This is a genomic window from Paraburkholderia sp. MM5477-R1, assembly GCF_050436385.1.
GTDB classification, from domain to species: domain Bacteria; phylum Pseudomonadota; class Gammaproteobacteria; order Burkholderiales; family Burkholderiaceae; genus Paraburkholderia; species Paraburkholderia tuberum.
In genome coordinates this window covers 288,481-302,745 of sequence record NZ_JBNDMC010000003.1, presented here as the reverse complement: position 1 = coordinate 302,745, position 14,265 = coordinate 288,481, and the positions used below count along the sequence as shown (strand labels likewise).

The following is a 14,265-nucleotide window of genomic DNA, read 5'->3' as shown; positions in this document are numbered from 1 at the left end:
GTCAAAGTTCCAGTAAATCAACGGCGGTGAGGCGGTCGAACTCTGTGCCCCATCGTCCCACGTTTTGCGCCATGAAAGCCTCGAGCTCCGGGTCGGTGTAACGACCAAACCGGTCGATTATCCAGTTCGCTCTCGCGTGCAACTCGTGCGCGTAGGCAGATTTCAGTAGCTTGATGAACGCGGCCGTCATATCGGTAGCCCGGTACAAGAAGCCTTGCGGGGCAAAGACGATTTCAATCAATTCCTTCGCCAGCATCTGGGTCAGCCCAGTGTGGATGACATTGCGCTTCACGAGCAGCTCCGTGCCTCGATGGGGCATCGCCGGATGCAAGCTGGCTGGACCATCATCCACGTCACCAGAGTGGACAAGCAGGTAGTCGTAGGATACGAGCCGCTCGAGGTCCATTGCGTGACCGTGTGCCGCGTTGAGGATGAACAGCGTCCGGAACCCATACTCCAGGGCCGAGTTGAACGGGCGGACTTGAAGCGTTCGGATTGGCCTGTCCGTGCTATTCATGGATTGCACCAATCGAGGATGTCTTCGTTTGCCATCTGGTGGCACATGCCTTCACGGTCTTTACCTGTTACATGGGATGCCAGCGGGTGTGCACCAAGTTGAATCGCTTGGGCGGCGGTCACCGTCGCCTTCAGGCGGTCCATTGGACTCCCGTTGGGCTCGGTGTATTGGTAGTACAGTCCGTCGCTGAATTCGGTCAGCAACGAATCGAAAAAGGCCTGGTCCGCCATCTGGTCGCGAGCCAACTCTTTGAGTCCCTCTGCGCTGTAGAACATCAGTCGGGAACGCTCGAACAAACGGGCGTGACGGGGGCTATGCTTGAAATCTGCGGCGTCAACGACCTTCGTGCCAAGAGCGTCGCCGATTACGCTGTACAACTGTTCGATGTACTTCGCCTCGTTTGCTGCGACCGTCGATGGCGGCGGCGGAGGGGGCGGCCTTTCCAGCAATGGTGCGCCGAACACCGTCAGGTGATATTTAGTTTGAGCGTGTTCGGCGATTAGGTCGTGAGGCTGCTTCGCGGAGAAGATGCTGAAGTCGAATCCCAGGATGTGCTTCTTGAGCTCGGGAGTGAGTGCGATGGTCTGCTTCGAAGTTATGGACTTCGAGTAGTCATCCCATGTATCAACCATCGCTTTCTGAAGGTCGGCCGGCACGTCGAGCAAGTCTTGGAACGGGGAGGTGACGCCCTTGTGCGTCACAAAAGAGTAGCTTTCGGGCACCGTGTAGTCGCCGATGTGCGTGTAGTACAGCACCTTCGCTATCTCGATGCCCGCTTTGGACAAACCGAGCTTCGCGTCATAGTGCTTGCATTGGTAGAGCTGCCAGCGGCGTGGGGTTACGTTCGAGGCGTCGAGCCAGACGATAACGTCTCGACCTTTATCCCCGGAGCCTCCCCGCGCTTGCACTTCGACCGCGTGGATTTGCTTTGCGAGGAAATCGCTCGCCCACTCGAGCGTGAATCGCTCGAAGTCTTCGGCGCTGAATTGGCCTAGGCGAGCCAGCGGAGTGACGGGAAGGCCATATCCCAGTCCCAGCATTCGAGCATTGGCGCCGGGCCAAGGTGTTGGCGGCGGCAATGCGGATAGCGCGACGTTCCCGCTCGCTTTGGTGGTCTTTGCCAAAGTCCCCTCGGATATATGCTTTTTTCGGTTTCAACTAAATTTTACTTGGACGAAGTGCATGCGAGAACGCCACGCATTCATTCGTGCCTGCTATGCAACCGAGCGAGTCCGATTACCGGCCAGCTCTGTCAGCGGGCAGGCCTTCACAACTCTGGCCCAAGCTCAAAAATTACAAATCTTTCGCTCTCGGCCAATCTTTGACCCTTGTGGTGCCGGACGACCTCTCCATCGTTTGGCCCCACCACGAAACACCCATACAGCCTTTGAGACCTCTCCGTGGTTAAGGACCCAAGAGAACCACCGGGTCGACGTCGAGACCCTGAGCAAGTCTTTGGAGGTTGTCGACGGAGACGTTGGTTGCCGAACGTTCGACCTGACTGACATATGTCCGGTGAAACCCACATATGTCGCTGAGTTGTTCTTGTGATAGTCCCCTTTCAGCACGCAGCTTCCGGACAGTGTTAGCAACGCGCCGACGTAGGTACCGGTCGAATTCTGTGTGCTCAGTGTTGGTCATGGACCGGAATTTCGCCTAACGCTGAGCTTCCGTCTACCGGCCATACGTCTACTGTTGATACATCTACTGTGTATACATCTCATTTGAACGTGTTTATCATGAGCGCTGTGTTGTCGAAAGGGGCCTTGGCTAAGAGTCATATGCTCGCACCGCTAGCAGCCAAGGCGTTGGCAGTCCGTGAGTTCAGCGGCGGATTCGTCAATGGCTGGGGACGCGTATTTACGCATTAAGCGGGAGCAGCCTCCCTTGACGTCGACGCCGGCGGATGGGCCGTCAGCATGCGATGCAAACCTCTTTTTACGCTATACGAGGTGGGTATGGAATCCAGAAGTAATGCGAGGCGCAGAGCCGTGATGTCGCGTTTGGAGAGCATCATGCACGCTACGGCGGGCGAAACTGTTCCAGAGACTCAACCACCTGAATCGGCCGCTGCGGCCAACATCGATTCTCTGGACATACTGGAAGTGCTTTTCATGCTCTGCAAAAAGGACGGGCTCCAGGTAGCGGGCGACCCAAAAAGCGCGTTTGCGCATTTCGATTCGGGCACTCGTACTCTCCACGTGTACGCGCGGAATTTGAACGCAGTTGACATCTCCTCGGACCCGAAAGCCACCATGCTTGCGGCTTTGGACTATGCCCAAGTGCAAGGAGCTAGCTTCGAAGCGGGTGATGGGTTCGCCGTCTGTACTGTAAGAGGCGTTACCGCGCATGGCTACACGTATGGGGAGGCTGCTGTGCGCGCTCTTGCGAAACTGAAGGTTTCATCTGGGTCCCAAACATCCACGGCCGAACCAAGCCACGGGTCCTGAGCACCTTGCTTCTGAGGCGCGAAGTCGCTTCAGATGGCGGGCTTCGGAACTCGAGGGATTGACTGGTGGCTCTGCACCGACCTTGGACCGGTACATTCTCTAACTAAATCTTGCCGCCATGATTCGAATCACAACCAATGGAGTACCGCGGCCCTCTCGTCAAAAACGAGAAGCTCTTTCGCCTGAAGAAGCACGGCTGGCACTGATAGACCACGCGATTCATCGTGCAGTTGTCGCTGCCCTCCTATGTGACCCTATAGGCTGGAACGCACTTCTCGAGCTCCCCGCTGAGGAGCTCGGGCGTATGTTTAAGAATCAGCTGTGGAGAGTCATCGGCGTGTCTACGATACTCAACCTAGACCTCCCCGCGTTGCATCAAGAGGGCGAGAATTTACGCAAGCGCATTCGTCGGCAATCGAAACTGCGTACACACGAGGATGCGATACAGAGTGAGTCGGCAAATGCCGAGCGCCACGCTCTCGTGGACCATGGAAAGTTGCTAAGTATGGAAGACTACATTGGAGCGGCAGGTGTCGCAGAGAAGAAACTGAGCAAATCCCTCGCTTCAGGGAAAGTCTTTAGCGTTGAGCTCGAAGGAGAGGCGTACATCCCTGGATTTTTTCTCTCCCCCGTGATTCATCACAACGACTTCGCGAAGGTCTTACGTAGCTTGGGCGATACATCCGGTTGGAGCAGATGGGATTTTTTCACAACTCCGACAGAGGCTCTTGGTGGCGCCACGCCGCTCCAATTTCTCGCGATAAAAAAGGTCAAGCCTGTGCTGAAAGCCGCTGAAGAACTTACGAGGCGCTGAGCACAGCTCCTTTCGAGGCCGTGGAAGAAATTCTGGAATTCGTTCTCCGAAACTTACCGCTACTGCATCGGCTCCAAAATGTTGAGCCGGTAGTTGAGGAAGCCGCGACCTTTGCAGAGCAATACGCGCGGCTGCTTACGTAGGCACGAAACCGCAGTTTCTTACGTCTGCTCGCCATGAAAGAACTCCTGACCTTCGCGCTCAATAACCCCGCACTTCTGGTCGTGCCGGCAGTCGGGTTCGTACTCAGCCTGGTCGTGGTGCGCATCAAAAGGAGATACGTGAACGAAGGGATTTTGTTCAGGCGCAAGCCTGCTACGGAGCGCGACAACTGCGCATCGAAATCAGCGGAAAAAGAGATGAACTCGGACAACCATATTGACCTTGAGATTGCGCTTCGTAAGTTTCACGAATTGGGCCTTGAGGACGGGGACTTAGGATATGCCTACTGGTACCAGGTCGGACAGCTACTGAAACGAGCGGGCGGCATGCAAGCGCAAATAGATGCGCTCAGCAAAGAGCTGGAACAGTTGCGCGGCACGCGGCAGAAAATGGATTGAAACGAGCGCAACGCCGCGGCTGCTGCTAGCTAGTCCGTTGAACTCGGGCGCGTGTGGATGGTCGGTTTTGAGAAAAGGTGAGCCACAATGTCGACGAAAGCGAGGATTTCACCGCCATCCGAGGCCGACGCGATGGCACTCGCTCATAAGCGTATGGAAGAAATGTTTCGGAATTTGGGCTCCCGTGTACCTGCCGAGGTTCAACGGGAACTCTCCAGCGGCGTGGACGCAATAATCGGCGAGGTTCTGAGCCTGCACTTCTCGCGGCGGGCTGACGCCGACGATTTCATGTCCACCGCCGACGCAGCGAAACTGCTATTCGTTTCCCGTCCACATGTGGTGAAGATGCTCAAGGAAGGAAAACTCAAGCTTCACCACAAAACGGGGAACAACCGATTCGTGATGAAGGCGTCGGTGCTGGACTATCAGGCCGACCAGCGTGCTGCAGCACAAGCCTACCAAGCTTCAACTGCTGACGAAGAATGAGCCGAATGCGGACCGGCTAGGCCGAACGCCAGTCAAATGGCAATCGCTAACACGTGACCGTGTTCAGGGAGGCGTCGGCGTTTTTCATAGATAAGTGGTCGAGACACTATGGTATTTCTGGCGAACTATCGACGCCGAGGGAAACCATGGCAACGCTATTCCCGATTCTTTTGACTTAGGCTGTCAGAACAAAACTGTTTGGGCAAACATAAGGTTCGGGGATTCGTAGCTTGGTTCCACTGCTAGTTCGGGACACTCCCGCGGACACATATGTACATGAACATGAAAGCCGATTCGCATCTCCCAACTGACCACGTCGTGGTTAGCAGACTTCTCTCGAAGATTCTGCGCCACGAGCCCGAGATGGTTGGCATACGTCTCGACCGTCAGGGCTGGGTATCTGTCGATGAGCTGATACGCGCAATAGAACGTACCGCGCATAACGCGAATGCATCGAAGCGACTGAGGACATTGCCAGCAATCACGCGAGACGTCATCCTGGCGGTCGTGGCCACAAACGACAAACAGCGCTTTTCGCTCTCACCGGATGGCCTGCGGCTACGCGCGGCACAGGGTCACTCGATAGTCGTGGACCTTGGATATGCCGATATGGAACCGCCGGCTGTTCTTTATCACGGTACCGCCTGGCTCAACTGGGAGAGTATCGCTGCTGATGGATTGACGCCTCGGACCAGGCACGCCGTCCATCTGAGCACAGATGTAGACACGGCGACGCGCGTAGGTGCGCGGCACGGACGACCACTGGTATTGGTCGTCGACGCGGCTCGGATGCGTGCTGAGGGGTTCGCTTTCTCTCGTTCGGATAACGGCGTTTGGCTTACTGAGGTAGTACCAGCAGCATACCTCGCTCAGCTCGGGGCGCACGGGCACGGGCACGGGACCAAAGCATGAATGTATGTGCTCGCGTTAAATCTCTGGCAACTCAACGAATGCAAAGGCGTGTGCTGAGTCGTCAACGCGCGAAGGAGCTACTACTCGCTGACGCCGTTTCTGGGCTCAGCGATGCGAAGACCGGGCGCGTAAATAGCGAGGCCGAGTTTCGCCGACGCTTTCGACGATGAAGGGCCTGCCTACATCGTGCGCCGCCGTTTTGCCGCGAGGCTTGATGGCTCAGAGCGGTGGCGTCATACACGGATGTCATGCGGCGCCCACTCGACGGGGCCTCGAATTGCTGAAGTACACAGCGTCGACGGAAGCTAGCGCAGCGTTGACACGCGCGACGGGACTCGTGGGCTTCCTTTGCTGCCCACTTTCAGGAACTTAGATGACAACCCCTGAAGAACGTACGAAAGCTGTTGTTGAGACTGGCGAGTTTCTGCGAATGCTCGTCGTGACGGACAGTCTCGCAATCTCACCTCAAGTTAAGGACCTCGCCAACAAGCTGCTCCGGCACTATCCGCTGGATGTCGACATAGGCGTGTCCGCGGCTGCGCTACCCGGGGTATGGGCTCATCCAAAGCACGGTAGGTGAGATGGAATATGCGTCGCCATGGCCGCATTACCTGGCGCAAGGAGGTTCGAATGAAAGAAGAAATCCGTCTGGAAGAGCGGCTGTTCATGAAAGCGGACAAGTCTTCCGAGGACTTGAGTTGCAATTGGCACTACGAGAAGTCCCCGAGTTTCAAAGACTTTGCGTCTGGCGACGCGACGGGGAAATGGTGCATTTTTATGCGCCCCGCCGAAGTCGACGCGGCATGGACCAATAGGCGACTCGCCCTGGAGGCGAGACGAGCGCGATTGCTGGCGCCCCGGGGGCCAGAACATTCGCGACTGCGGCCGACACCTTTCGCCAACCGCTCCGGTAATCGCTATCGTCTTTCCTTTCGACTGCCTAGTCCGTTGAAGCCCCTGCCATGCGGTCACGCCTGCTATGTCAAGAAGAAGTGAGTGCGAGTCCATCGAACTGCGCAGTCAGCGGTCGTCACCGCTTATTGTCGAACTGGTTCCGTCTGTAATCGAATCACCGAACGCGCCTACCGTTCAAGTTCCTGGCGACCGCATCAAAACCTAGTCAACGAAGAACCACGATTCAACCGGAAACGGGAACCCAGATTCTCCAGCCTCTGCTGTAACGGTCTGGCGGTAGGTGCGGACAGGTAGTTTGTCCCCATTGCCTTCGCATGCCAGGTTATCGGTCCACTCGTGCCAGCGACGAGCAGATTGATGTGCGACATCTCTTCGTGACTGACTGAGCCCACGGAACGCGTCGTCGCAGGTGCCGAAAAAATCTTGACGAAGGATGGTTCGGCATACGTCGCGATTGTCGACGCCCGAAAGCTGAATTACTACCACCCTCTCGAAGCCGAGCTCGGTCGGCTCGTCCTGTTGCATGATGCCGAGGAGGGTCTCAAGGCCGCGCCTGCGGACAAGGTGCAGTCCGAAGAAGAATTCCAGAAATCACTGCGGCGTTTTTCTCCCGGGAAGTGATGCGGGTCGATTTCGCGGAGTTCGAAAGGCTTGGGTTTTGTTATGGAGGTGCGTGATGGGCTCATTTATTCGCACCGGTCGACACGGGCTGCCCGTGCACAGTTTCCGTATCCTTCTTTGAGGGCAGCACCGGTAACTTCGACGTGAGCCACCGCTGCCCCTGAAAGTGCAAGCGCGGTGGCTCCAAGGCCTAATGAAAGCGTCAGGTGTCTCGCTTAAACCTTGCCGAGTGCTGCATTCGAGCTGCATTAGCGTGCGGTGAGTGTGCAGGAGAGGGGGCTGCCGCACCAGAGTGCGCATGAACGACCTCAAGGTATTCCAGCGGAACCCGCTCAAGCCGTTCAGGCCGCCGCTCACCATCCACCGGGAATTCGACGCTTACGTGCTTTCCCGTGGGCTCATGCGCTATGACCTGCCCGACCCGACCTCGAAACCGGCTTGCCGAACGGTCGTCGAGTGCACTCAGGCGAGCAGCAGTGAATATCACGGAAACCTTTTTTCTTATCTGGGACACAAGAAGCTCCTTAATTCCATTGTTCAGAGGATAGGAAACAGGCGTAGGTAACGCAAGGAAAAAAGAGGTCCCCACCCAAGCCGCTTTGGCATACGGCGGCTCTCGTGAGGGTGACTTCTGCCTCCGCCGCCAAGGTACCGGTAGCACCAAGCGTTGCTGTAGGCACGGCAAAGCAAAAGAAATCGACAGTCCGCTGCACTGCAGGCCGCCGCGGAGCGCCAGCTATGCGAAGGGGCGTTGTGAGGGCGGCATTTTCGGATACGGAATGAGCGTCCGTTGTCTGTTGTATCGCCTGCCTGCCGTTGCAAAGCGACGAATCAGCGGCCCTAGGCACGGGCCTTGCGGCACTTCGTTCGTCAGCGGCAGTCGCTTTCACGACATCCCCTCTTCGGAGGTGAACCATGAAACTTAACAATAGGACGTTTTGCGCTTCGGCCCTCGTGATGGCGCTGGCGGCAATCACATACGTGCACGCGGGCGGCACTGCTGGCGGGACGTTAAGACCGGGGGTCGGTTCGATGACAGCCCCGAACGACAGTGGATACGGTTCGCCGAATGTTGCGCGCGGTGGCGTCGGTGCGATGCAGAGCAGCCCTCCGACCGGACGTTCTAACCGCGGGAAGGCCAATGGCCTGAATATGGGTACCCGTAGCGGCGCGAACAGCGACGTGAACAGACCACGGTACGGCCCAAAAGAAAACAGCCAGTAGTGGTAACAGCGGACTGCACGCGGCGTTAACATCGCGACAGGCTCACTCGACAAGCAACTAGCGCATGCCTGCAGGCTCGGTGAACGCGTGGACCAGTCGACGGCTCCGTCCCGCGGAAGAGTCGTCAAATTTGTCGCCGGTTCGTTTCACGAGACAGACTTCGTCGTTGACGATGATGTCGCCAAGGCTGAGCCGGGGCGCGCTGTTGACCTTGAGTCTGGCAGAAACGTCGCGACGGCATCGGTCAGGTCGTCGGCTTTGGTTCGGGACAAGGCCCGCCCTTCCGCTAGCCGGGCGCATCCCGCTCCGCGGGCGACGCGACCCCGACTGGACTCTTTTCCTCCGCGGCGTCGTGCAACGGCTCGGCCCACGCGTCCCTTCTCATCTGGGGAAACCCGGTCCCAAACCACTTCACCTTCTTCTGCATGTGAGCGACGTACGCCTTCCAGCCGTCAGGGTTGCCGTCAATGAGGTCATGCTGAACGGTTGACGCGAGCGCATTGCGGTTGAGTTCAGTATCGAGCAGCTCCTTTGGCCACAGGAAGAACGCACTAGCGACGCGTGCGCTGAACTCGCCCACTGTCATCTTCCGCGCAAGTGCGCGGAGGAACTCAAAGTCCTGTAACAAATCCTGTTCCTTCGCAAGCTCCACTACCAGCGCATCCGGCCGACCGGTCCCGGCTAAACAGCTCAAAACTTCGAGCATGTCCCCGAGGTGCAGCAGCGGTTCGCGTCGGTCAAATCGGTCGTCCACTGCAGCTATCTCCTCTCGTTGCGTGCCTGGCTGGAAACGGTCTGTTCCGGCGCAACACCGCGCCCCGGCGACTCCTGTCCCGGCGCGTCTTCGTCAACCATTGCGTCATCGTCCTCTGACTGCACGAGTGGGGGAGCGCTGTCAGGCACAGGTGAGCCAGAGGCGTTCGGGGCGTCTCCAGGCCGTTCATCTTTATCATCGTCGCGGCGCATGTCGCGCGTCTGTCCCTTTCGTTGATTCGTCATGGTTTCCTCCTGAGGGAGGCAACGACCCGATGTGATGGGTCTGCCTGTGCGACTATCTGACAGGCGGCGGCAGCTTCGGCTTGGCCGCCCGGGTGACTTTGCTGACAGTGAGTCCGGGTTCAACTGCATGCTCACATCGCGGGGAAATCGCGGACCAATGTCAGCGGTGCATCATCCGCCTCGCGGCCGACAACCTCTCACCAAGGCGCAAACCCCATTCAATTCCGCACGTTATTTCTACCGTTTCTCGTGTCCCTCCAGGATGCTGAGCAGCTTTTCCAGCTTGATACGTTGGGCAAGCCCGAGCCCCGGCGTTGCGTGAATTTCGTGAAGACGACGTCGCCAATAGGTCTGGGCAAATATCGAGTGCGTCCCGTCCGCCGCCAGCGCTTTTTCTAGATTTGAAATCTCTGCGTCTGCGTGCCGGAGAGCGTGCCGGTTTGAGGCGCTCAGGCCCCATCGACGAGTTCCCCTACTCATGTCGGCCTCCATCGCGAACTATGCTTCATGCTCCGTAGCGCAAAAGAAGTGCCAGGCCGACACTCTTTCCGTGCATCGCCTCCATGTCGACGAGGTATATCTTTTGCGCCTTAAGTTTATCTTGGACCCATCACGCCACAAGGGTGACGGTTTATGAAGGTCATTCTGTCCCGCGAACGAGTGCGAGCGTTTGCGTGGACTGCACAGGTTCGGCATCTCCGACACGCCAACGGAGTCGTCGTTTGATGCCATAACGCGCCTGGCGGCACTGTCGTTGCGTGCTCCGATGGCGCTCATCATCGACGAAAAACCGATAGTGGCGCCAGTCCGCCTAGGCGATGCAGCCACTCTCCGAATTGACACAGAATACTGCGAGCGAACCGTCGCGTGCATCCTGCAAGAAGGGGGCGCTCCTGTGCACAGGAGCGTCGACCTCCATCACGTACCGCGCTGAGTCTTTCGCCAGATTGGATGCTAGGTCGGTACGTGTCGTTCGTGGGTAAGGGAAGCTGTCTCGCCGTGCATCGTCGTACATGACTGAGGCCTTGTATGGCGCGCCGCTGTATGCAACGCAAAGCACAAGCTGACGTTGCACGCGTTCCCGGGACCAAGCCTTGCTGCACCGCTGATTCCTGCCCTGTGGCGTGTCGTTCAGATTCCTTCAAGTGGCTTCACGGACCACTCGCCACGTTACCCAGATGGAGGTTGCAATGAGCAGTCTTTCCAGCAAACAGGCGGTGGCTTCGCAGAGAGCCAGTTTGGAAACCGTGTCCGATGTATGGACCAAGGCATTCGGCTGCATCGAAAAGCTGACTGAGCTGAACCTGCGGGCGGCTAAATCGACGCTCTCCGAAAATCAGGCAATCATCAGCACGGCGTTGTCAGCCAACGACCCGCAGGAGCTGTTCGCATTGCTGGCAAAGCGCGCGCAAGCCGCCATGGAAGAAGCACAGTCCTACTGGCGGCATGTGTACAACATCATGTTCAGTGCACAGGCCGAACTGGCCGGGAGCGCCGAGGGCCAATTCAGGCAGCAACAGCAGAATACGCAAGCGTTTGTCGATACGGTCGCAAGCAATGCACCGATGGGAAGCGAACCCGCTATGAACGCGTTGCAATCAGCTGTTAGGTCCGCCAGCGAGACGACGAGCGCAACGATTGAAGCCGGAAAAAAGGCCGCTGCACAGACACTGGAGATTGCCGGAAACAACGTTGACACAGCAGCTTCCGCCTCAAACAGGGCGACCAGACAGGCCGTTGAACAAGTCACGGCTGGCACAAAAAAATAAGTGTTAATTGACGTGCGGTGTCAATGCCGGAAACGGCTTGACTCTCATGCCTTCGGCCCCGGTGTTCACATCGGAACAGTCGCGCATGGGCGGCGTGGGCACCGCGTTTGGGCGTGAGCGTCCGGAGCCCGTTGGCGGCTTCAGTCGCTGGGTGTAAAGAATCCCCTGTCGCAGCTCGCTAGCGTGTTCGTGCGATATACGTCCGATAACGCAATCCAGCGCATGAGCCCTCAGCATCGCGACGAGATATTCCGGGTGCCCGTCCTGCAGTGCTGGCCAGGGCGGCACCGGAATGGGCACGCCGAACGCGAGTGGCGCGACGGACACGATGTCTGGCGCGTCCGGCTCTAACACGATGGGTCACTCTGGCAGCAAGTCGAAAAAGCAGATGCAGAAAAAAGGGGCGGTGGGCTCGCCGGCCTCCAGTAGTGAAATGAAAAAACCTACTAGGGGTGAGTTCCGGCAGTACGCCCAGCATGACGGCTTTCGCCGTCTTCGCGGCGAGCGCGATACAGATTGCAGTGGCGATTATTCGCGCGCGTCTGGTGGTTAAGGAAAGCAATGCGCCTATGCCACCGAAGCAAGCCATAGTGGCATAGGCGCTGGAGCGGCAGAGAAGCCCTCCGCCCTGGACCGCTTACCGCTAGTGTTTAATGCTCGCTCGGCCGGAAAGCTGGGTCACTTTCCACCACCTCCTGGGTCGCGGACCAGTACGGCTGCCGGTTGTAGTAGCTGTATGTTGACTCTCCCCATTTCGCATCTGCCATGGCGGGCCAGTGGTCCTTGTCGAAGCCCGGGTCCTCCTTGAGGCGCTGGGCCGTGATGTCGACGAAGAAACACTTCTGGTCCGTATCGAGGGTCAGCGCACTCCATGGGATGGCATGCAGGTTAGACCCCATCCCAAGGAAACCGCCTTCAGACAGCACTGCATAGGCGATGCGTCCGTTGCGGACATCAAGCATGATGTCTGAAATCTTTCCCACGTGTTCGCCGTCTGAAGACATCACCTTGGTCCCGTCGAGCGTCGCGGCAGCCATGACGTCTGGTCCCGGTCCTTCGCCAACGCCACCGCCCACGATATTCGCTCCGCCTCGGGCAGCACCTTGCGGGTTGATTGAGCCCATGATTCACCTCCATCGAAAATGGTGCCTCCGTAACGAGCAAGCAGCATACCTCCGCAGGCGGGTGCCGACGCGAACTTCGGTACATGGCGCCCTCAAGATAAGACGCGAGGCGCTCTCGGAATGCCGTTCGTTCACCGGTTACGCCCAATACCTTGAGGGCATCGGGGCCCAACGCGAGGGCGCCGGAGCCGGCACATTGACGCTCTTTTTGGAACAGCACAAACGCCGGGCCAGGAGCGAGCTGACGGCAGACTCAAGGGCTTTCAGGTCGACGGGCTTGGAGAAGAACATGTTCCACAGCGCGGACTTATCTTTGGGCGGCAACTCGCCAGATGTCATCAGCACCGGAATCTGCGCAAGTGAAGGGTAAAATTTCAGCCGCTCGCAGAGGGCGATGCCGTCCATTCCCGGCATGTTCCAGTCGGTGATAATCAAATCAGGCAGATGGCGCCCCGCCAACGCCAGCGCCGGTTCACCGCTATCCGCGAGCAGCACCCGGTGACCACTTCGCTCGAAAACCAGCTGAAGCATCCACAGTGATTCACCGTCATCGTCGACCAGGAGAATGAGAGCCATAGCGCAGCAACCCAGGACATATCGATTTTGCGCATTAAGCATGCCGCCTTGCACAACCGCCGGCCTGCGCCCTCGAAGACGCTTTGTTGTTCCTCGTACTCGGCGGCCGTGCGCTGAGGGCGGCGCTCTATCGTCAGTGCATTCGGCGATTTATCGGGAGCGTGACGACGCTGTCGCCGAGGGCGAGGCTGGAGCGCCCTAGGACCATACGCGTTCCAGCCGTCAGGGTTGCCGCCAGAGCTTTCCGGTTGAGTCCGGTGGCATGCGGCGCCTGCTGCCAGTTCAGCGACGCGTGCCGGCTCGTGCGACGCCGCCGGAGTCGAGATGCACCGGGAGTAAGTCGTTCAACTACATCCGCGTTCGAAATTTCAAGGTCAGAATTGGCGTTGCTTCAAGCGCGAAATAACTTCGGTGTGGCGAGCGTATTGAGGGGACAATGCCAAAGAGATGCGAGCATGCAGGCTAGGCGACCGGTCGCTCGTCGTCGGCCTGTTCAACCGATGTGCGGCTCGAAAACCGTCGGTATTCTAGCCGGTGCGGCTCGGTGTCAGATTCCAGTCACCCGGAGGCATACGAAGTCAGGACAATTGTCGCGCATCGCCACCGCTGCATTTCAAAACCAGCCGGAGGCGGAATCATCCGCCGCACCGACATTTGGGTGGGCCAGTAGGTCAGGGGAAGAGCTAGCGCCGCTCGGGGCCGTTGATTCCGCACGGTGTATCCACATCGCCGACGGCGGCCCACGGGACACTGCTTCGGCGCGACGCATCCAGCTCATGCCCTTTACTGCCAGCCCGGATGGGCCCGCCGCAAATCGGGCGAGCCTCGGGTCTCGTTGCACACGCGGATATATACCCGTCACGGTGCCTTTTCGTCCGGCGGCTGGTCGCCGGGAGACGGCTCCGGAGGCGTCTCCTCATCGGGAACGTCTTCGTCCGGTTCTGTTCCTGGAACGTCGCTGTCTGTCTGCGTTCCAGCATTCTCGTCCGGCCCGATTTTCGTCGCTCCACCGGTCGACGGCGGGTCGCTCGCAGCGAACGTATCTTCGACAGCTGTATCGACGTCCTTTTCCGATTTGTCGTCGGCCGCGCGTTGCTGGGTAGGATGGGTAGCCATTTCCAACTCCTGATGGTTTGTGTTCCGAGAGGCCGCAACGGCTGTTCCTGAAGCGGCATCAGCCTGCGCGGCAAGAAGGCGAGCGATGGTAGAGCCGCGCCAAGAGCGCAAATCAGCGCAGAGCCTCCGTGCGGGGAAGAACCGTCAATGCATTGGCATTCCAAAAAACCGGACCTCCAGGG

General features: G+C 58.3%; 17 protein-coding genes. 10 read left to right on the top strand and 7 right to left on the bottom strand.

The annotated features are described in order from the left end of the window. Position 1: 1 nt before the first annotated feature. The 3 genes from OKW35_RS04700 to OKW35_RS04690 form a co-directional block, all read right to left on the bottom strand. Positions 2 to 517 carry an ABC-three component system middle component 2 gene (locus OKW35_RS04700; RefSeq protein ID WP_429551360.1) on the bottom strand — a complete coding sequence of 172 codons (516 nt, stop codon included), beginning with the start codon at positions 515 to 517 and terminating at the stop codon, positions 2 to 4. Beyond that, positions 514 to 1,641 (bottom strand): ABC-three component system protein, encoded by a 1,128-nt coding sequence (locus OKW35_RS04695; RefSeq protein ID WP_429551359.1) that lies wholly within the window; start codon positions 1,639 to 1,641, stop codon positions 514 to 516. The genes OKW35_RS04700 and OKW35_RS04695 overlap by 4 nt, the downstream gene beginning before the upstream one ends. A gap of 280 nt (positions 1,642 to 1,921) precedes the next feature. Then, on the bottom strand, positions 1,922 to 2,158 hold the full coding sequence (locus tag OKW35_RS04690; RefSeq protein WP_429551358.1) for a helix-turn-helix domain-containing protein: 237 nt from the start codon (positions 2,156 to 2,158) through the stop codon (positions 1,922 to 1,924). A 1,113-nt stretch (positions 2,159 to 3,271) separates the two neighbouring features. On the opposite strand from OKW35_RS04690, the gene OKW35_RS04685 reads away from it, so the two are divergent. The 8 genes from OKW35_RS04685 to OKW35_RS04650 all read left to right on the top strand — a co-directional run bounded on the left by OKW35_RS04685 (position 3,272) and on the right by OKW35_RS04650 (position 7,840). Next, complete coding sequence (locus tag OKW35_RS04685) at positions 3,272 to 3,781, top strand: hypothetical protein (protein WP_429551357.1); 510 nt, start codon at positions 3,272 to 3,274, stop codon at positions 3,779 to 3,781. 176 nt (positions 3,782 to 3,957) lie between these two features. Then, complete coding sequence (locus tag OKW35_RS04680; protein WP_429551356.1) at positions 3,958 to 4,341, top strand: hypothetical protein; 384 nt, start codon at positions 3,958 to 3,960, stop codon at positions 4,339 to 4,341. An 87-nt stretch (positions 4,342 to 4,428) separates the two neighbouring features. Next, positions 4,429 to 4,827 (top strand): excisionase family DNA-binding protein, encoded by a 399-nt coding sequence (locus OKW35_RS04675; RefSeq protein WP_429551355.1) that lies wholly within the window; start codon positions 4,429 to 4,431, stop codon positions 4,825 to 4,827. A 270-nt stretch (positions 4,828 to 5,097) separates the two neighbouring features. Continuing rightward, positions 5,098 to 5,739: an RNA 2'-phosphotransferase gene (locus tag OKW35_RS04670; protein ID WP_429551354.1), complete on the top strand. Its 642-nt coding sequence runs from the start codon at positions 5,098 to 5,100 to the stop codon at positions 5,737 to 5,739. Positions 5,740 to 6,112: 373 nt separating this feature from the next. After that, positions 6,113 to 6,319 (top strand): BPSL0761 family protein, encoded by a 207-nt coding sequence (locus OKW35_RS04665; RefSeq protein WP_429551353.1) that lies wholly within the window; start codon positions 6,113 to 6,115, stop codon positions 6,317 to 6,319. A 50-nt stretch (positions 6,320 to 6,369) separates the two neighbouring features. Further along, positions 6,370 to 6,735 (top strand): hypothetical protein, encoded by a 366-nt coding sequence (locus OKW35_RS04660; protein WP_429551352.1) that lies wholly within the window; start codon positions 6,370 to 6,372, stop codon positions 6,733 to 6,735. A gap of 342 nt (positions 6,736 to 7,077) precedes the next feature. Continuing rightward, entirely contained in the window at positions 7,078 to 7,275 is a 198-nt protein-coding gene (locus OKW35_RS04655; protein ID WP_429551351.1) for a hypothetical protein, read from the top strand. Positions 7,276 to 7,573: 298 nt separating this feature from the next. Further along, the gene (locus OKW35_RS04650; RefSeq protein ID WP_429448844.1) at positions 7,574 to 7,840 is read left to right on the top strand and encodes a hypothetical protein; all 267 of its coding nucleotides are present in this window, start codon (positions 7,574 to 7,576) and stop codon (positions 7,838 to 7,840) included. Between the two features lie 945 nt (positions 7,841 to 8,785). On the opposite strand, the gene OKW35_RS04645 is transcribed toward OKW35_RS04650, so the two are convergent. After that, positions 8,786 to 9,253 (bottom strand): hypothetical protein, encoded by a 468-nt coding sequence (locus OKW35_RS04645; protein WP_429551350.1) that lies wholly within the window; start codon positions 9,251 to 9,253, stop codon positions 8,786 to 8,788. Positions 9,254 to 10,688: 1,435 nt separating this feature from the next. Here OKW35_RS04645 and OKW35_RS04640 point away from each other — a divergent pair. Together OKW35_RS04640 and OKW35_RS04635 are read left to right on the top strand one after the other, a co-directional pair. Then, positions 10,689 to 11,267 (top strand): phasin family protein, encoded by a 579-nt coding sequence (locus OKW35_RS04640; RefSeq protein WP_429551349.1) that lies wholly within the window; start codon positions 10,689 to 10,691, stop codon positions 11,265 to 11,267. Between the two features lie 292 nt (positions 11,268 to 11,559). Next, positions 11,560 to 11,820: a hypothetical protein gene (locus tag OKW35_RS04635; protein ID WP_429551348.1), complete on the top strand. Its 261-nt coding sequence runs from the start codon at positions 11,560 to 11,562 to the stop codon at positions 11,818 to 11,820. 97 nt (positions 11,821 to 11,917) lie between these two features. Here OKW35_RS04635 and OKW35_RS04630 read toward each other — a convergent pair whose 3' ends face one another. The 3 genes from OKW35_RS04630 to OKW35_RS04620 form a co-directional block, all read right to left on the bottom strand. Further along, positions 11,918 to 12,391, bottom strand: coding sequence for a PRC-barrel domain-containing protein (locus tag OKW35_RS04630; RefSeq protein ID WP_429551347.1), 474 nt, complete (start codon positions 12,389 to 12,391; stop codon positions 11,918 to 11,920). A 138-nt stretch (positions 12,392 to 12,529) separates the two neighbouring features. Then, a complete protein-coding gene (locus OKW35_RS04625; protein WP_429551346.1) occupies positions 12,530 to 12,967 on the bottom strand; it encodes a response regulator in 438 nt (145 codons plus the stop codon). 858 nt (positions 12,968 to 13,825) lie between these two features. Continuing rightward, positions 13,826 to 14,083 (bottom strand): hypothetical protein, encoded by a 258-nt coding sequence (locus tag OKW35_RS04620; protein ID WP_429551345.1) that lies wholly within the window; start codon positions 14,081 to 14,083, stop codon positions 13,826 to 13,828. Positions 14,084 to 14,265: the final 182 nt, after the last annotated feature.